The organism is Pantoea sp. RCC30.1, from assembly GCF_058148845.1.
On sequence record NZ_JBXUHX010000039.1, the window covers coordinates 1 to 18,150 of the forward strand.

18 protein-coding genes are annotated in these 18,150 nt (G+C 54.2%); 8 read left to right on the top strand and 10 right to left on the bottom strand.

What is annotated here, in order from left to right; translation table 11 throughout:
- The 3 genes from AC2LB6_RS21825 to rlmA all read left to right on the top strand — a co-directional run.
- The coding region (locus tag AC2LB6_RS21825) for an MBL fold metallo-hydrolase (protein WP_490095109.1) at positions 1-513 on the top strand (513 nt) is incomplete at its 5' end.
- Between the two features lie 654 nt (positions 514-1,167).
- Positions 1,168-1,377: a transcription antiterminator/RNA stability regulator CspE gene (gene cspE / locus AC2LB6_RS21830; RefSeq protein WP_003852684.1), complete on the top strand. Its 210-nt coding sequence runs from the start codon at positions 1,168-1,170 to the stop codon at positions 1,375-1,377.
- Between the two features lie 137 nt (positions 1,378-1,514).
- The gene (rlmA, locus tag AC2LB6_RS21835) at positions 1,515-2,324 is read left to right on the top strand and encodes a 23S rRNA (guanine(745)-N(1))-methyltransferase (RefSeq protein ID WP_490095110.1); all 810 of its coding nucleotides are present in this window, start codon (positions 1,515-1,517) and stop codon (positions 2,322-2,324) included.
- On the opposite strand, the gene AC2LB6_RS21840 is transcribed toward rlmA, so the two are convergent.
- The 4 genes from AC2LB6_RS21840 to manX all read right to left on the bottom strand — a co-directional run bounded on the left by AC2LB6_RS21840 (position 2,321) and on the right by manX (position 5,558).
- Positions 2,321-2,779, bottom strand: coding sequence for a DUF986 family protein (locus AC2LB6_RS21840; RefSeq protein ID WP_490095111.1), 459 nt, complete (start codon positions 2,777-2,779; stop codon positions 2,321-2,323). The genes rlmA and AC2LB6_RS21840 overlap by 4 nt on opposite strands.
- Positions 2,780-2,870: 91 nt before the next feature.
- Positions 2,871-3,716 carry a PTS mannose transporter subunit IID gene (locus tag AC2LB6_RS21845; RefSeq protein WP_090960351.1) on the bottom strand — a complete coding sequence of 282 codons (846 nt, stop codon included), beginning with the start codon at positions 3,714-3,716 and terminating at the stop codon, positions 2,871-2,873.
- Positions 3,717-3,731: 15 nt separating this feature from the next.
- Positions 3,732-4,532 carry a PTS mannose/fructose/sorbose transporter subunit IIC gene (locus AC2LB6_RS21850; protein ID WP_033743088.1) on the bottom strand — a complete coding sequence of 267 codons (801 nt, stop codon included), beginning with the start codon at positions 4,530-4,532 and terminating at the stop codon, positions 3,732-3,734.
- A gap of 63 nt (positions 4,533-4,595) precedes the next feature.
- Positions 4,596-5,558: a PTS mannose transporter subunit IIAB gene (gene manX, locus AC2LB6_RS21855; protein WP_490095112.1), complete on the bottom strand. Its 963-nt coding sequence runs from the start codon at positions 5,556-5,558 to the stop codon at positions 4,596-4,598.
- Positions 5,559-6,067: 509 nt separating this feature from the next.
- Here manX and AC2LB6_RS21860 point away from each other — a divergent pair.
- Positions 6,068-7,648 (top strand): TerC family protein, encoded by a 1,581-nt coding sequence (locus AC2LB6_RS21860; protein WP_490095113.1) that lies wholly within the window; start codon positions 6,068-6,070, stop codon positions 7,646-7,648.
- An 89-nt stretch (positions 7,649-7,737) separates the two neighbouring features.
- Here AC2LB6_RS21860 and AC2LB6_RS21865 read toward each other — a convergent pair whose 3' ends face one another.
- From AC2LB6_RS21865 to pabB, 4 genes are all read right to left on the bottom strand, one after another.
- Positions 7,738-9,300 (bottom strand): EAL domain-containing protein, encoded by a 1,563-nt coding sequence (locus AC2LB6_RS21865; protein ID WP_490095114.1) that lies wholly within the window; start codon positions 9,298-9,300, stop codon positions 7,738-7,740.
- Positions 9,301-9,524: 224 nt separating this feature from the next.
- On the bottom strand, positions 9,525-10,889 hold the full coding sequence (locus tag AC2LB6_RS21870; protein WP_490095115.1) for an L-serine ammonia-lyase: 1,365 nt from the start codon (positions 10,887-10,889) through the stop codon (positions 9,525-9,527).
- A 186-nt stretch (positions 10,890-11,075) separates the two neighbouring features.
- Positions 11,076-11,639 (bottom strand): CoA pyrophosphatase, encoded by a 564-nt coding sequence (locus AC2LB6_RS21875; protein WP_490095116.1) that lies wholly within the window; start codon positions 11,637-11,639, stop codon positions 11,076-11,078.
- Complete coding sequence (gene pabB, locus AC2LB6_RS21880; RefSeq protein WP_490095117.1) at positions 11,623-13,002, bottom strand: aminodeoxychorismate synthase component 1; 1,380 nt, start codon at positions 13,000-13,002, stop codon at positions 11,623-11,625. Before pabB ends, AC2LB6_RS21875 begins: the two co-directional genes overlap by 17 nt.
- Positions 13,003-13,112: 110 nt before the next feature.
- Here pabB and AC2LB6_RS21885 point away from each other — a divergent pair, with 110 nt between their 5' ends.
- A complete protein-coding gene (locus AC2LB6_RS21885) occupies positions 13,113-13,307 on the top strand; it encodes a YoaH family protein (RefSeq protein ID WP_490095118.1) in 195 nt (64 codons plus the stop codon).
- A 12-nt stretch (positions 13,308-13,319) separates the two neighbouring features.
- Here the strand turns inward: AC2LB6_RS21885 and AC2LB6_RS21890 are convergent, their stop codons facing one another.
- Together AC2LB6_RS21890 and AC2LB6_RS21895 are read right to left on the bottom strand one after the other, a co-directional pair.
- Positions 13,320-13,664 (bottom strand): RidA family protein, encoded by a 345-nt coding sequence (locus tag AC2LB6_RS21890; RefSeq protein WP_003852699.1) that lies wholly within the window; start codon positions 13,662-13,664, stop codon positions 13,320-13,322.
- 67 nt (positions 13,665-13,731) lie between these two features.
- A complete protein-coding gene (locus AC2LB6_RS21895) occupies positions 13,732-14,091 on the bottom strand; it encodes a hypothetical protein (protein WP_490095119.1) in 360 nt (119 codons plus the stop codon).
- 329 nt (positions 14,092-14,420) lie between these two features.
- Between AC2LB6_RS21895 and AC2LB6_RS21900 the strand changes: the two genes are divergently transcribed.
- From AC2LB6_RS21900 to yoaA, 3 genes are all read left to right on the top strand, one after another.
- On the top strand, positions 14,421-14,588 hold the full coding sequence (locus AC2LB6_RS21900; RefSeq protein ID WP_490095120.1) for a hypothetical protein: 168 nt from the start codon (positions 14,421-14,423) through the stop codon (positions 14,586-14,588).
- A gap of 633 nt (positions 14,589-15,221) precedes the next feature.
- Positions 15,222-15,959 (top strand): carbonic anhydrase, encoded by a 738-nt coding sequence (locus AC2LB6_RS21905; protein ID WP_490095121.1) that lies wholly within the window; start codon positions 15,222-15,224, stop codon positions 15,957-15,959.
- 241 nt (positions 15,960-16,200) lie between these two features.
- Positions 16,201-18,117, top strand: a complete 1,917-nt coding sequence (gene yoaA / locus AC2LB6_RS21910) for a DNA repair helicase YoaA (RefSeq protein WP_490095122.1) — start codon at positions 16,201-16,203, stop codon at positions 18,115-18,117.
- Positions 18,118-18,150 lie beyond the last annotated feature (33 nt).

The window sequence follows — 18,150 nt, forward strand, 5'->3', positions numbered from 1 at the left end:
TGGTGCAGGGCGCGAGGCGTGAAAAACGTCCATCAGCTCGACTGGTGGCAGCAGTTAACGGTCGGCGATCTCTGCTTTGATGCGGTACCGGCAAGGCACTGGAGTATGCGAACGCCACGCGATCGAAACCGTTCGCTCTGGTGCGGTTGGGTGGTGCGTTCTGCCTCTGTGCGGTTCTGGTTCTCGGGTGACAGCGGCTACAGCGATGGCCTTCTGGAGATTCCGGCCCGTCTTGGCCCGTTCAGCCTCACGGCTTTACCGATTGGCGCTTATGCACCCAAATGGTTCATGGCGAGCCAGCATATGGATCCCGATCAGGCTGTGGCGCTGTGGCAGGCAGCAGGCAGGCCGCAGACACTGCCGATCCACTGGGGTGTGTTCGAGTTGGCCGATGAGTCGCTGGATGCGCCACCAAACGAACTGACTGATGCGCTGCAGCGGGCAAACGAGCAGAATGGCGGCTTTGCGCCCTGGCGAATAGGTGAAAGCCGCAGACTGAATAATTGCACCTAGGAATTATCCTAAAGCCTCCGGGATAAACAAATTCCGACGGGTTTTTATCTGATATCAATTTTTCAAATCAAAAGTTAAATTCTTAATAAGTAAAATCGGCTTCGTTGCTTTTATTTGGAGCAAGGCTAATGTGTCTCTCCTGCTTTTGGTGCAAAAAAAGTGTTATTTGTACGAAATAAAAGATGCTGTACAGGATTGACGACCGATTTCTGATAACTGTCTCCGTTACCGTTTCGCTTATTAATTCTGTTATTGCCATATTTGTGAAATATTAATTTCTTATGGTATCCATTGGGTTAGCCCTCGAAGCAGGGGCAGGAGAGGGCGCTGGACACGTTGGCGCGTTATTCACTCGGGATTTTGTAAACCCCACATAACAGGCAATGTGAGCCTTCTGGCAATTATGCGCGCAGGCTTGCTGAGCCATTAAAAATGGCTTGCCATTATTTTTAGGATATGTGATAACAATTCCTGAGTTAAACGAGGTACAGTTCTGTTTATGCATGGCATCTTCAGTAAAGAAGTACGAGTAAAGACGTTGACGTTGAATACCGCTTCCTTGCCGAACCTTAATTAGTGCCTCATGCAGTAATGTCTCTGGTTTTTCTGTATGACAGCCTTCGGGCTAAATAAACATCTAAAGGAATTTGCAAAATGGCAAAGATTAAAGGTCAGGTTAAGTGGTTCAACGAGTCTAAAGGTTTTGGTTTTATCACCCCTGCTGACGGCAGCAAAGATGTGTTCGTACACTTCTCTGCAATTCAGGGCAATGGTTTCAAAACCCTGGCTGAAGGCCAGAGCGTTGAGTTCGAAATTCAGGACGGCCAGAAAGGCCCGGCAGCAGTTAACGTTACTGCTATCTGATTCGACTCCGCCTCGGTGCATTGCACCCTGACACGGAATCTTAAAGCCCTGGCTCTTCAGCCGGGGCTTTCTTTATGCTTCCGATGCGTAAACGTTAAGGTTACACTGCGCCGCGTTATCTGATGCCGGAGCACCCTATGTCCCTGATTTGCCCTCTTTGCCTCTCTCCTCTGATCTTCACCGACCGTAGCTGGTGCTGCGAAAATCGCCATCAGTTTGATCAGGCGAAAGAAGGCTACGTCAATCTGCTGCCCGTTCAGCATAAACGGTCACGGGAGCCGGGTGACAGTGCGGAGATGATGCAGGCGCGGCGGGAATTTCTTGAGGCCGGTTACTATCAGCCGCTGCGTGATAAGGTCGTGAGCCTTCTCGCCCCGGCGCTGGACAAGCCGGGATGCAAAATCCTGGATATCGGTTGCGGCGAAGGCTACTACACCGCCGCACTGGCTGAGGCGGCAGGCGGAGAGGCACAGATTTATGGGCTGGATGTGGCCCGAATGGCTATACGTCTGGCGGCAAAGCGCTATCCTGCGGTGCGCTTCTGCGTCGCTTCCAGCCAGCGCTTACCCTTTGCCGATCACGCCCTGGATGCGGTGGTACGCATCTATGCCCCCTGCAATGAAGCGGAACTGGCGCGCGTGCTGAAGCCAGGTGGCCTGGTGCTGACTGTCACTCCAGGCCCGCATCATCTGCAACAGTTTAAAGCGCTGATTTACCGCGAAGTGCAGTTGCATGTGCCGGAGCAGAAAGCGTATCCCGGATTCACTCAGGTAACTCAGCAGGCGCTGAGTTACCCGATGGCGCTGAGGGGCACTGCTGCGACAACTCTGCTTCAGATGACGCCGTTTGCCTGGCGGGCGCGTGAGGCGGTCTGGCAAACGCTGAAGCAGAGCGAGCAGTTCAGCTGCGATGCCGACTTTAGCCTGACGATGTGGCAGCGAGACTAACGCGCTTCTACCAGGGTGTTATAAATGCGCTCCAGATCGTCGAGTTGTTGCACCGCGATCAGCAGCCGACGCTGTTCGAGCTGAATCACCAGGATGCCATCCTCAGAGAGATTCATCCCCTGAATCCGCCGGTAATCGATCCAGACACCGGCGTAAAACAATCCATCATTCTTCAACAGTAGCGTAGGTTTTCGCAGCCAGAAGAGCCAGAACGCCAGAAAACTCAGCACCATAAGCAGTGAGGTGGTGAGCTGCGGGCCGTGATGACTGACGTTGTTCCATAGCAGGATCAGCAGCAGGCCGATGAAAATCAGGCTGTCGAGTTTATGCTGCCTGCGCAGCGCGACCCGCAAGCGGGTGGGGCCATGCCGACGCGGCAGAATCGCCTCATGGTAAACGGCAAATCCCATCAGGGCGGCGATACAACACGCAATTAACGCGTCAGTTAAAGACATCACATCTACCTCAAACAGGGTGAGCTCAGCCGGTTGTGGCTCAGCTTACCACGCTTAAAAGCCGGGAGCGCGGGCTCCCGGCCGGGTGAAATTACAGACCGAGCAGGCCGATCCAGTAACCAAAGATACCGATGGCGAAGAAGCCGACGATAATCCACAGTGCGTTCACTTTACGGCGTAACAGCCACATACAGCCAAAGGTCAGCAGCAGCGGCACCACGCCTGGCATCAGTTGATCAAGGATCGACTGTACCGTGGTGACGGTGGTTTTACCGGTGGAGTCAGTAATGCGCGAGACAACCAGCGGGATGTTAACGTGCGTCCACTTGTTGACCAGCGCCCCCATGACAAACAGCCCCAGAATTGAAGCCCCCTCCGTAAGCTTCTGCAGAAAACCACCGCCCATGTCGCTGACAATGTCGATCCCTTTGCGATAGCCATACGCCACACCGTAATAGCGGGTCAGCAGACGCGCCAGGTTAAACAGCACAAAGAACAGCAACGGACCAAGCAGACTGCCACTCATTGCGATACCGGCACCCAGCGCGGCAAACACCGGACGTACCGTACCCCAGAAGATCGGGTCGCCGACACCAGCCAGTGGTCCCATCAGACCAACTTTCAGGCCGTTAATCGCCGCGTCGTCGATGGGTGCACCGTTGGCACGCTGCTCTTCCATCGCCATAGTGACGCCCAGTACCGGCGCGGCCACATAAGGATGGGTGTTAAAGAACTCCAGATGACGCTTTATCGCCTGCTTGCGCTCATCGTTGTTCTCCGGATAGAGACGGCGGATCACTGGCACCATTGAGAAGCAGAAGCCCAGCGCCTGCATACGTTCAAAGTTCCATGAACCCTGGAACAGGTTAGAGCGCATAAAGACGGCCCGAACATCCCCGGGGGTCAGTTTCTTTTCGACTTTCGTAATATCAACCATGTGCTCACCTGTTCCTTAATCGAGTTCGTTATCAAGATCGTTTGCGGTTGCTGCACCATTGGGTGCTCCCGCCACACGGTTGTATTTCGGGCTGAGCTGAATGTAGAGCACCGCCATGACAACGCCAATCACGCCCAGCGCCACCAGGTTAAAGTTGGTGAAGGCCGCGGTGACGAAACCGAGGTAGAAGAACGGCATCAGGTAGCCTGCACGCATCATGTTGATGACCATCGCGTAACCGACGACCACAATCATGCCACCGGCGATATTCAGACCGTTGGTGACCACTTCAGGGATAGAACTGAGCAGGGCGTGAACCGCACTGGTGCCGACCGAAATCGCCACAATCAGCGCCGGGATGGCGATACGCATCGCCTGTAACAGCAGAGCAGAGACATGGATCCAGGAGATGGCCGTGAGATTACCTTTCTCGGCAGCTTTGTCAGCTGCGTGCTGGAAGGCCACGGTCAGCGTACGCACGATAATGGTCAGCACCTGTCCGGCAGCAGCCAGCGGAATCGCCAGCGCGATACCGGCTCCCACACTCTGACCGCCAGCGATGACCAGGATGGTCGAAATGATGGAGGCGAGGGCGGCATCAGGGGCAACAGCGGCACCGATGTTCATCCAGCCCAGCGCAATCATCTCCAGCGTACCACCGATGATAATGCCGGTTTTCATATCACCGAGCACGATACCAATCAGGGTACAGGCGACCAGCGGACGGTGAAACTGGAACTCATCCAGAATCGACCCCATACCGGCAATACAGGCGACAATAAAAATTAAAATAATTTGTAGCGAGGTTATTTCCATCATACTTCTTGTCCTCAGCAGGATAACGATGAGCCCGGAAACGCAGGCGCAGAAGTGCTTCTGTTACGCGTTAACTTTCGCAATCAGATCCATCATTTTCAGTTTCTGGTCACTGGAAACTTTACGCACTTCCAGTTCAATATTGCGTTCATTGAGTTTGCGGAAAGCGGCAATATCTTTTTCATCAACCGAGACCGCATTATTGACCTGGGTTTTCCCCTGGCGGAATGCCATCCCGCCGATGTTCACCGTTTTAATGTCCACACCCTGTTCCACGACGCGCAGAACATCGGTGGGATTGGTAAACAGTAGCATTACACGATCCTGACCATACTTCGGGTTATTCCACACCCGCACCATCTTATCGACATCCACCACATGGGCCGTAACCCCAGGCGGGGCGACCTGTGTCAGCAGGGTCTTACGCACGTGATCGTTGGCAACTTCATCGCTGACCACGATAATGCGCTGAACGTTGGTCTCTTTGGTCCAGCGTGTCGCGACCTGTCCATGAATCAGACGGTCATCTATGCGCGTCAGCCCGATTTTCATGTGATCACCAGGCGCCATCGGTTTAGTCGGTTGCGCTGCAGCGGCCGGTTTTACCGCAGCCGGTGCCGGTTCCGCTTCTTTGGCTTTCAGGGCTTTCACCCCTTCACGGCCGGTTTCAACCGCGACGGCGACCAGTTCGTCAAATCCTGGGTCGTCATCGCGCGCCATCAGGGTTTCGACCAGCATCGGGATATTGACCCCGGCGATGACCTCATACTGTGGCTTATCGACGACGATACGGCTGGCCGCATTAAACGGGCTGCCACCCCATGTATCGACTAAAAACAGGACTCCTTTGCTGGTATCCAGTTCTGCCAGTCGTGCGTTATATTTTTCAATCAGCGTTTCTGCATTTTCACCGGGGACAAAATCTATCCAGCCGACATTGTCCTGCTCGCCCAACAGCATTTCTGCTGTTTTCAGCAGTTGTTCCGCTGCCCAGCCGTGTGTACCAATTACAATCGCAATGGTCACGTGCTACCTCCGTTCGCTAGAGAAGCTCATCTGAGTCAATGAACTGTATTGAGTCATGCTTTGGTTATTGTTCTAACCGGGTGATTCGATTAATCGGTATAGCGTCGAAAAAACATGGATTAATGACGTTAAGGCGATAAAGTCGCGATTTATTTTAGTGATCGAAAAAATAAATTTTGTGATGTCTGTCAGCTATTCACCCCGTGAAGAGGCGAGTCACCTTTTTTATGCGCCCGATCATCCGCTCTACAGATTGTAAAAATAAGAAAATTTTTTGACGCATTTCCCCGAACTGATACATTAACGTTCTGTTTATTGCTCAGGAGTAACGGGCTTCAGCCCACCTTTATGGATCGTCACCGACGTCGCTTAACCTGTTCTTTGCGCCTGCTGGCGCGTCACCCTTCGCCTCGCGGCGTTTTCACTGCTTTCCCGACCACCCGGATGTCACGCTTTGCTGCGCTGATACGCACCGGCTCAATCTGTTCCCTGTTCTGGAGTCATAAATAATGGAATTTTTATTCGACCCCTCAATCTGGGTGGGCTTGATGACGCTCATCGTGCTGGAAATCGTACTGGGCATCGACAACCTGGTGTTTATTGCCATTCTGGCCGACAAACTGCCGCCAAAGCAGCGAGATAAAGCACGCTTAATCGGTCTGTCGCTGGCGCTGGTTATGCGTCTGGGCCTGCTGTCGCTGATCTCCTGGATGGTGACGCTGACAACACCTCTCTTCAGCGTAGGCGGTTTCAGCTTTGCCGGTCGTGATTTAATTCTGCTGGCGGGTGGTCTGTTCCTGTTGTTTAAGGCGACGATGGAGCTGCACGAGAGGCTGGAGAACCGGCAGCTCGACGGGTCAGGGAATCGGGGATATGCCAGTTTCTGGGCAGTCGTGACGCAGATTGTGGTGCTGGACGCGGTCTTCTCGCTGGATGCCGTGATCACCGCCGTGGGTATGGTCAACCACCTGCCGGTGATGATGACCGCTGTGGTGATTGCGATGGGTGTGATGCTGCTGGCGTCTAAGCCGTTAACCAACTTCGTTAACGCGCATCCGACCGTGGTGGTGCTCTGTCTGAGCTTCCTGTTAATGATCGGTCTGTCGCTGGTGGCAGAAGGCTTCGGCTTCCATATTCCTAAAGGCTACCTCTATGCGGCAATTGGCTTCTCGATTCTGATTGAGATGTTTAACCAGATTGCGCGTCGTAACTTTATCCGCCATCAGTCCAATCGCCCGATGCGTGAACGCACCGCAGAGGCGATTCTGCGCCTGATGGGGGGCCGCAACCGCGTACATCAGGCCAGCAATAGCAATGCCAGCAGCAGCGAAGAGTCTGCGCTGGCGGAAGCGATGCCGCAGGAGGCGTTCAAAGATGAAGAACGCTACATGATTAATGGCGTGCTGACACTGGCTTCCCGCTCGATTCGCAGCATCATGACGCCACGCGGTGAGATCTCCTGGGTCGATGCGAATCGTCCGGTGGATGAGATTCGCGGTCAGTTGCTGGATACGCCACACAGCCTGTTCCCGGTCTGCCGGGGTGAGCTGGATGAAATTGTCGGCGTAGTGCGCGCCAAAGAGCTGCTGGTGGCGCTGGAGCATGGCGTAGACGTCGCCACCTTTGCGGCCAACACGCCGACCATCGTGGTGCCGGAGACGCTCGATCCGATCAACCTGCTTGGCGTGCTACGTCGTGCCAGGGGCGGTTTCGTGATTGTTACCAACGAGTTTGGTGTGGTTCAGGGTCTGATTACCCCGCTGGACGTGCTGGAAGCGATTGCGGGTGAATTCCCGGATGAAGATGAAACGCCCGATATCATTGCGGATGGGGATGGCTGGTTAGTGAAAGGCGGAACTGATTTGCACTCGCTGCAGCAGCTGCTTGACTTCCATGAACTGGTGGACCCGACAGAAGACCACGCCTCGCTGGCGGGCCTGCTGATTGAGCAGAAAGGGCAGTTACCGCTGCCTGGTGATGTAATTGATATCACTCCGTTGCACTTCCAGATCATCGAAGCGACCGACTATCGCATCGATCTGGTGCGTGTCACCAAAGATAAACCGCATGACGAGGATGAAGAGGGTTAATTCTTCATGTTGTTGCTAAGGCACTGCCGGCATAACCGGCCGCGCTGAATCTTCCCGACAGCCGCTGCTTCAACGCCGCGGCTGTTTTTTTATCTGTGGGTATCGGCCTGATGCAGTAACAGCCACGCCGGAAAATCCTGCAGCGGCATCGGACGGGCAAAATAGTAGCCCTGCAGATGATCCACGCCGCGTTCGCGCAGATAATCCGCCTGCTCAGCCGTTTCCACGCCCTCGGCCACCAGGCTGATATTCAGACGCTGGGCCAGCGAAATCACCATATCTGTTACCGTGGCGTTAATCGCGTCAGTGCCAATGGCCGCAGTGAAAATCTTGTCGATCTTCAGCACATCAGGCTGCAGATCTTTCAGGTAGGAGAGCGAGCTGTGACCGGTGCCGAAGTCATCAATCGCCAGCCGGACGCCGATATCGTGCAGTTGCGCAATCACCGACTGATCCACCACTGGCAAGGCATCCCGCTCAGTGAGTTCTACCACCAGTTTCGGCACTGGCGTAGCCGGCCACCAGAGGTTTTGCAGATCCTCAAGGATGGCGCGATCGCGAAAATGGCTGGCAGCAACGTTGATGGCAATATGGAAGGCGGGATCTCTGGGAAGCTGAGGCAATTCTCTCACCACCTCATTCAACACAAAGCGCGTCAGCGGCTTAATCAGATTCTGGCGCTCGGCCAGAGGAATAAAGACATCCGGCGCAATCCAGCCCTGACGGGCATTATGCCAGCGCAGCAGCAACTCTATACCATCACACTCACCGCTTTTGCTGTTGATCAGCGGCTGGCAATAAACCATAAACTCTTTGGCGGTGATGCCATAACTGATTTGCCAGCTCAGGCTCATACGGTTTGCGGTCGCCAGCCAGACGATATAGCCCATCAGCAGACTCAGCAGCAGCGCCAGCGGCAGCTGTGAAGGAAGCGTCGCCAGCGCCAGCCGCGTCGGAGAGGGACCATAGAGGGTCAGCGTAAACGGATAGCGCATTGAGCCCTGCTCATAGCTCACTTCATCTTCTGCTGCCACCGTGGACTCAATCAACGGGTTGCCATACTCCAGGCTCTGTCCGTTGACGTTAAAGACGGCGCGTTCTACCCACGGCAACTGCGGCTCCAGCAGATAATTGCTCATCATTTCGATGTTAATCACCTGCAATATGCCGGAGCGGTTGTCCTGGCTCTTTGGGGTCCACAGCATTAAAACTGGCGAGCCTTTCAGCAGATATTGATCGGTTGAAAGCGTCATTCGTTCGCCGTTATAGGCAAGGTCAGGCCAGGCCTGGCTGAAGGTAATCGTTCGTGGTCCAAAAACACTGGAGCAGTAGAGTACATCGTTATCGACCAGCAGGATCGCCCGGACTGTCTGGAGGGTAGAGATTTTTTCGATCAGCGGAAAACGCACATCTTTACAGGGGATGCCAACCAGACCGAGCGTGTTATTCGCGGAAACCTCAAGCGGTGAGAACATCCGGTCAAACCGCATAATAGCTTTATCGGCGAAATCCATCGCCTGCTGTTCGATACGTGACTTCTCTTCAATATAGCGAAAGGCCAGCGTCAATATCATCACCACAAGGGCGATAGACAGTGCTATGAGCAAACGCTTGCGTCTGAATTGTCCAACAAATTGCTGGGCCATAAACATCAGTATCCACCTTCCCAAAAAGCCACAATAATGCAAAAACTACGGGGTTAGTATCGGCACGACCAGGTTAATATTGAGGCCGGAACAGAGAAAAGCGGGTCTGGTAAGCTGCGCAAGCCGGACGGCTGCGCGGAAATCACTCTACCGTCTAAACCTGCGCCGGGATAGCGCAGGATACGGATTTAATTACGTTTGCACGTAATTTAAACATTTAATCGTTTCGCTTAATCACACTGCACTTTAATCGCCAGGCCACCCCGCGACGTTTCACGGTATTTGGCGTTCATATCTTTACCGGTTTCATACATGGTTTCGATGACCTTATCCAGCGAGACGCGGGGTTCGCTGGTGCGACGAAGCGCCATGCGCGCCGCGTTAATCGCTTTAACTGAAGCAATAGCATTACGCTCAATGCAGGGCACCTGAACCTGGCCCGCCACCGGGTCACAGGTCAGTCCCAGGTTATGCTCCATGCCGATTTCAGCGGCTACGCAGACCTGCTCCGGACTGCCGCCCAGTAGCTCAGCCAGACCCGCCGCCGCCATTGAACAGGCCACGCCGACTTCACCCTGGCAGCCCACTTCCGCGCCTGAAATAGAGGCGTTCATTTTGTACAGCACGCCGATGGCGCCAGAGGCGAGGAAATAGCGCAGGAAAATATCGGGCGTGACCGGCTCGATAAAGTGATCGTAGTAAGCCAGCACCGCAGGCACGATACCGCAGGCACCATTTGTCGGTGCGGTCACGACACGGCCGCCCGCAGCGTTCTCTTCGTTGACCGCCAGCGCATACATATTGATCCAGTCGATAACAATCATCGGATCGCTGGAGTGCTTGTCAGAGGAGGTCAGCAGACGACGCAGTGAGGCGGCACGACGTGGCACGCGCAGCGGTCCAGGCAAGACGCCTTCGGTATTCAGACCGCGATCGATACAGGCCTGCATCGTCTGCCAGATGTTAGTGAAATAGGCGTGGATCTCGTCGCGGCTGTGCAGCGCCAGCTCGTTTTTCATCACGAGGCCCGATAGCGACAGACCGGTTTCACGGCAGTTCGCCAGCAGATCTTTGGCGGAGTGGAACGGCCAGGGTACAGAGACTTCATCCAGTGCCGACTGGCCGAAGTGTTCTTCATCCACGATGAAACCGCCGCCCACTGAGTAATAGGTTTTCGACAGGATCAGCAGATCGCCCGCAAACGCCAGCAGGCGCAAGCCATTTTCATGCAGCGAAAGGTTCTCGCTGCGAAACACCATGCCGCCTTCGCGCGGGAAATCGACTTCATGTGCGCCTTTCGCCAGCAGCAGTCGCTCACGCTGTTCGACATCTTTAATAAACGCGGGGATTGCATCAATATCCACCGTGTCCGGCGATTCGCCCGCCAGACCCATAATAATCGCGATATCCGTGTGATGCCCTTTACCGGTCAGAGACAGAGAACCGTAAACATCCACGGCGATCCGTGTTACCTCCTGCAGCTTTCCCTGTTCGCACAGCAAATCCACAAACTGTTTACCCGCTTTCATCGGGCCGACAGTATGCGAACTCGAGGGGCCGATGCCCACTTTGAACATGTCGAAAACACTAATCACAGGTGACACTCCTCACAATTATTATCAGTCTGCCGGGGCAGTTTATGGCGCCCATAGTAATAGCCATGCACCAGGAAAGAGCAGCTTTTCGCATGAAATAAACTTATCAAAACCAATAGAAAAAATTATAGCGCAGCCCGGCAGTTCACTGACGAGCCTGTGAGGTAAAAAACCGTTAACAGGGTCTCAGAATGCGATCTGCGTGCTCAATGAACGGATAATTCCGGCGGTCATGCCCCACACCAGATAATCCTGATAGCGCGATAGCCAGACCGGGTGACGAACGCCAGCCCGATGTACCTCCAGTGCGCTGTAGCGGCTGAGCTGCAAAGCCTCGGCCAGCGGCATCTCAAAGGCGCTGCTGACTTCATCCGGATTAATGGTTAACCGCAGATCGGGCGGAATAATACCCAGCACCGGCGTCACCTGAAAGCCGGTGCTGCTGGTGACTGCGGGAAGCGCGCCTAATACCTCGACCTGCTGCGGATCGATGCCGACCTCTTCCTGCGCTTCCCGCAGTGCAGTAGCAATCAAAGAGGCGTCGGTGTCATCCTGCATTCCGCCGGGAAAGGCGACCTGTCCGGCGTGTTTGCGCAGGGCGTGTGAACGCTGCGTCAGCAACAGACCCGGTTCAGGCCGCGCGACGATCGGCACCAGCACCGCCGCATGGCGTCCGGAGAGGCGCTGCGTGCTGCGTGCAGGCTGCTGTAACAGAAAACGGCTGCGAAAAACTTCAAGCGTCAGTGCCAACTGAACCTCCTGCCTGTTCCAGCGCCGGTAAAATCCGGCTGACTTTGTCGAGCGTCTCCTGATACTCCGCTTGCGGATCGCTGTCTGCCACCAGCCCGCCACCCGCAGCACAGTAGAGCTGCTGGCCTTCGGCGATCAACGTGCGAATAGTGATACTGGTATCCATCCGGCCACACAGGCTGATATAGCCGATGCTGCCGCACCAGGCATTGCGCCGCTGAGGTTCCAGCTCATCAATAATCTCCATGGCCCGAATCTTGGGCGCACCGGTTATTGAGCCACCCGGAAAACAGGCGCGCAGCAAATCCGTGGCCTGCAGGCTGTCAGGCAGTTTCGCCCGCACCGTGCTCACCAGATGATGCACGGCGGGGAAGGGTTCAACCACAAACAGCTCCGGCACCGTGACCGAGCCGGGTAGCGCCACGCGGCCAATATCGTTGCGCAGCAAATCGACAATCATTAGATTCTCAGCCCGGTCTTTCTCCGCATGGCGCAGCGACTCCGCCTGTTGTGCGTCGGCAATCGGGTCGTCGCAGCGTGGCCGGGTTCCTTTGATGGGTCGGGTTTCGATCTGCCTGTTATTCAGCGACAAAAAGCGCTCTGGCGACAGACTGAGGATCGCACTGTCAGGCAGGCGCAGAAAAGCGCTGAACGGCGCGCGGTTTGCCGCATTAAGCAGAGTAAATGCCTGCCATTCATCACCCTGATAACCGGCCTGAAAACGTTGCGCAAGGTTCACCTGGTAACAGTCACCGGCCTGAATATAAGCCTGAACCGCCTCAAATCGCGTAGCGTATTCGGCATAGCTCAGATTAGAGCGCCAGCGGCTGGTGAGTGAAAAGGACATGACTTCTCGCGCTGGCCACTGGTTCAGCCAGGCTGCGCGGGCTTCAATGCTATTCAACGCTACCAGCGTCAGGGTTTGCTGATGATGGTCGGCAATCAATGCCCAGTCATAGATCCCCACCGCCATATCCGGTGTTGTGAGATCGGCTGCGGCTTTTTGGGGCAGAGACTCAAACCGGCGTCCAAGATCATAACCAAACAGGCCCAGCGCACCGCCCTGAAACGGCAGGGCCTCGCTGGCTACGGGCGTGATGCCTAGCGCATCACACTGCTGCTGCACCAGCAACAGGGGATCGGCGGTTGATTCGCTGGTGCCAGTCTGATCAGTCACGGTCGTTATCGCATCGCGTGTGACAAGGGTGGTGCGGGGATCGGCGGTCAGAATATCAAAGCGGTTGTCGCTGTGGCTGGCCTGCGCGGAGGAGAGCAACATCGCCCAGGGCAGATGGGCAAGGGTGGCGAAACGCTGAGTCAGCGCATCCGGCGTATAATCAAGCGTGAGGGTTTCAACAATCATCGGGCAGACAAATCATAAAGCAAAGAGGCGGTCAGACTGACATATTTTTTCCTGACTGGCACCTGTTAGTTCCACGTGGGATACTGTCTGACCCAACGCAGGAGTGAAACATGTTTATTGGATTACCGGCTCTCTCACATGAGCAGCAACAGCAGGCCGTCGAACGTATTCAGGAGTTGATGGCGGGTGGTTTATCAAGCGGTGAAGCGATCGCCCAGGTGGCGCAGGAAATCCGGCAGAATCACAAGGGCGAACGTGTCAGGGTGATGTTCGAAGACGAAGATGACGAAAACGAAGAAGAGTAACGCCCTGGATTATTAACGTGCGGCGATGATTTTAATTTCGATTTTGTACTTTGGATTCAGCAGCCCGGCCTGAACCGTACAGCGCACTGGCGCATTACCTGGCGAGACCCAGGCGTCCCACGCGCGGTTCATGGCAGGGAAATCGGCTTTATCCACCAGAAACAGCGTCGCATCCAGAATTTTGCTTTTATCGCTGCCAAGGCGCGTCAGAATCGCGTCTATCACTGCCAGCGCATTGGCAGTCTGCGCTTCGGCGTCGGCGTCCAGATTTTCAGGCACACTGGTGTAATAGATCGTGTCGTTATGAATAACGGCTTCGGACATACGATGTTCCGGGTCAATGCGGGTAATACTCATCAGTTTCTCCCTGGTTAATTGCGCATTAGCCTGGCACACTCCTGATATCGCTGTCACCCTTTACGCCTTACAGGCAGCGCTCAACAATCGCCTGTCTGTCCGCCATCACCTCTGGGGACATCTGGAAGGTGGTGAAATATTTCACATCAGCGCCTTTTCGGCGGGGCGAAACATCCACAAAAATCGACTCTTCCCAGGTAAAGACGCTGATCTCACTGCCGTTCGGCTGGGTGTGGGTGGTGTTATCTCGTGCAATGACGCTGGTGGTGGACCAGCCGCGATAGATACAGTCGCTGAGCTGAAGAACGGTGCGCGTGCTTTGACCCTGAAAAACAGGTTGCTGCAGACGAGCCTGTTCAGGTGTAGGAGCCTGGCAGCCGCAAAGCAGCAGCACGCCAGCCAGAGAACCGATGCGGACATAGTTCATAACGTTCCTCCGCCTGAGTCAGGCAGTCGGGTTAAGGCCATCTGCTTCACACCGCCTCATCGGCAATATTAAGCGAGTCTCAGCACGTCAGCCTACGGGTGCCACATCCCAACAGTAAGCTGATTTAATCATTATAATCCGGGCCTTTGTTTCCTCGCGGCGTTCCTCTGCATTTGATAACTGCATCACACTGTCATGTCGACAGCTTCCGCGGGGCATCCGCATGCCATTGCATTAACGGGCGGGAGGAGGCACGAATCAGGGGCGCTACCAGCTTAAAAATGTTATAAATCAGCTGTAAAATCGCGCCACAGGATGAGGATTAAAACATGGCGAATACGCAGTATCTTTTTTGGGTTATGGCTGGCGCACTGACGCTGCTGTTTATTGTTATCGCGGCATTTGTGGGTTTATCCAAAGGCACTAAGCCGGGAGTGCTCACCTTTGCGGTGCTGTTCATCATCATGCTGGCGGGCGCGCTCTACATACACCATTAGCGCCGTGCGGTAGGGTCGTTTTCAGTCTCTTACAGCAATTTTACGTTTGGCTCACACTTCAGGCGGAAAATCTGCGAATAGTGATGACGGTTAACTATGCTCAGTTGAAATAGCAGTACTGCTATTTATCACCGGAGGTAATTATGTCTGAACGTCCTGATTACGATGAACCGCTGCCAGATGATGCTGAGATCTATCCGGAAGATGAAGAAGAGGATGAAGAAGACGATCCGTTAGAAAAGGATGTTTAGCCGTCTGAAAAGGCTGTCTGACCAAGTTCTGGTCTTCTGAATGCTGGCCTACACCGCAAAACCGCCAGTGGCGCAGTTTTGCGGTTTCTCAGGTTTTTCGTCTCTTACGATGCTGTTACAGGCTTGCATCTGCTGATAAATCCCTTGCTACTATTACCATCAAATTAACGCCCTCATACTGTTCGGTTTATTCAGATTAACGTCTCAAGGAAACGGCTCAAATAAAGCAGTTTAATCAACGATGTTAATTAAATTAACATCGATAAAAATTATAAACTCTTTATTCATTCTGATTTTGATTTAACGCATTTTGTCACCTTGCTGAATTTAAGCTGAGCGGAATATTATCCCTGCCGCAAATTAGCTTTTAAACAGGGATAAAATGAAACGATTAACAGTGTTAAGTCTGGCTATGGCGATCTCTTTCTTCAGCGTAGCGGGAGCGGCAGAAACGCACTGGACGTACGAAGGTAAAGCGGGCCCGGAACACTGGAGTGAGTTGACCAGTGACTTCCATATCTGTCACGAAGGCAAATCTCAGTCGCCGATTAATATTAAAGATCCAATTGAGGGACATTTACAGGCACTCGACCTGGCCTACCATACGTCAGCAGAGAAAATGATTAACAACGGCCACACGATTCAGGTGACCGTTGATGAAGAAGATGACTTTGTTCTGGACAGTGAAAAGTTCACTCTGCGTCAGTATCACTTCCATACCCCAAGTGAAAACCAGATTAATGGAGAAACCTTTCCCCTTGAAGCCCACTTTGTACACAGCAAAGAGGATGGGGATCTCGCCGTTGTCGCGGTGATGTTTAAAGTCGGCAAAGAGAACCCGGCACTGGAACCCTTGATTGCCGCGATGCCGAAAAAGGAAAACCAGCAGGTCAGTATTAATCGCCAGGTAAATTTGCGCGAACTCTTCCCGGAAGATCTGCACTATTATCGCTTTAGCGGATCCCTGACAACGCCACCCTGCAGCGAAGGTATTCGCTGGCTGGTGATGAAACAGCCAGTTACGCTGTCTCAGGCACAGCTTGATGCCTTTAAACAGGCGCTGAAAACCACCAACAATCGTCCATTGCAGCATCTCAACGGTCGCATGATTGTAGAGTAATCACCGCGTTTTCTGCCTTCTTTGCGGTATCGATTCGCCAACAGGCTTATCGGCACTACAGGCACTGCTCTTCAGGCGGCTATGAGCCGCCTTTTTGACGTCTGCCAGCCATGATTAAAGGTTACTAATCCACGCGTCCAAATCAACCAGAATCAGGTAACCTACTGATAGTTATGGATTTTGCTTTGTTGATCCAATACTGACATAATTACAGTGTTTTTGCCGTTCTTAGTGAGGGTATGTGGCAGACGATTTTGCAGTGGATGGTGCCCTGGCGCTGGCGATCGCAGGCTTTAAGCCGCGTGAAGCACAACGTGAGATGGCGCAGGCGGTATCTGAAGCCGTAAAACAGCTGGGCGAACTGGTGGTTGAAGCCGGAACCGGCACCGGTAAAACCTATGCTTACCTGGCACCCGCCTTGCGGGCCGGTAAAAAAGTGATTGTCTCCACCGGGTCCAAAGCGCTGCAGGATCAGCTCTATGGCCGCGATCTGCCCACCATGATCAAGGCGCTGAAGTTCAAAGGTAAAACCGCCTTGCTGAAAGGGCGTTCCAACTATCTCTGTCTGGAACGCATGGAACAGCAATCGATGGCGGGCGGAGACCTCACCGTGCAGGCGCTGACCGATCTGGTAACGTTGCGCAGCTGGTCCTCACAGACCGAAGATGGCGACATCAGCAGCTGTGCTGGCGTTACCGAAGATAGCCCGGTATGGCCACTGGTCACCAGCACCAACGATAACTGCCTCGGCACCGATTGTCCGCGCTATAAAGAGTGTTTTGTAGTTAAAGCGCGTAAACGTGCCATGGACGCCGATGTGGTGGTCGTCAATCACCACCTGTTTCTGGCCGACCTGGTGGTGAAAGAGGGCGGCTTTGGTGAACTCATTCCCGAAGCGGATGTGATGATCTTCGATGAAGCCCACCAACTGCCCGATATCGCCAGTCAGTATTTTGGTCAACAGCTCTCCAGCCGTCAGTTACTCGATCTCGCCAAAGATATTATTACCGCTTACCGCACTGAAGTGCGTGATGCCCAACAGCTGCAGAAATCCGCTGACCGCCTGGCCCAGTGCGCACAAGATTTCCGGCTATCATTAGGCGATCCCGGCTACCGCGGTAATCTGCGCGAACTGCTGAGCGATAACCAGATTCTGCGTATGTTCACCCTGCTGGATGATGCGCTGGAGCTCTGTTACGACGTCATTAAACTCTCGCTGGGGCGTTCAGCCCTGCTGGATGCCGCCTTTGAGCGCGCCGCGCTTTACCGTACCCGCTTAAAACGGTTACGGGCGATTAACGAGCCGGGCTATAGCTACTGGTATGAATGTACCTCTCGCCACTTTATCCTGGCGCTGACGCCGCTCTCGGTAGCCGAACGCTTCCGTGAAGTGATGGATAACCGCAAGGCGGCCTGGATCTTCACCTCAGCTACCCTGGCGGTGGATGAGAAGATGGCCCACTTCGCCGAACGGCTGGGTGTGAATGCGACAAAAAGCCTGATTCTGAACAGCCCGTTCGACTTTGCCAAACAGGCACTACTCTGCGTGCCGCGCAATCTGCCTGAACCTAACCGTCCCGGCGGCGCACGCCAGCTGGCTGCGATGATGAAGCCGCTGATTGATGCCAACAATGGCCGCTGTTTCTTCCTCTGCACATCGCACCTGATGATGCGTGAGCTGGCGGCAGAATTCCGCGCCTCAATGACGCTACCGGTGCTGGTGCAGGGCGAAACCAGCAAAGGTCAGTTACTGAAACAGTTCATTGAGAAGGGCAACGCCCTGCTGGTGGCGACCAGCAGTTTCTGGGAAGGTGTGGATGTGCGGGGTGATGCGCTGTCGCTGGTCATCATCGATAAACTTCCGTTCACCTCCCCGGAAGATCCGCTGTTAAAAGCCAGAATGGAAGATTGCCGTATTCGTGGAGGCGATCCCTTCACCGATGTGCAGCTGCCGGATGCGGTGATCACCCTGAAGCAGGGGGTGGGACGTTTAATTCGTGATACGGACGATCGTGGCGTGCTGGTGATTTGCGATCAGCGGCTGGTCTCCCGTCCCTATGGCGCGCTGTTTCTCAATAGTCTGCCGCCGACGCCGCGTACCCGCGACATTGCCCGTGCCATCGCCTTTATCCGCCAGCAACCCGAACCAGACGCGTAATTTTATGCTAAGATGCGCGCCGTTTTCTTTCTT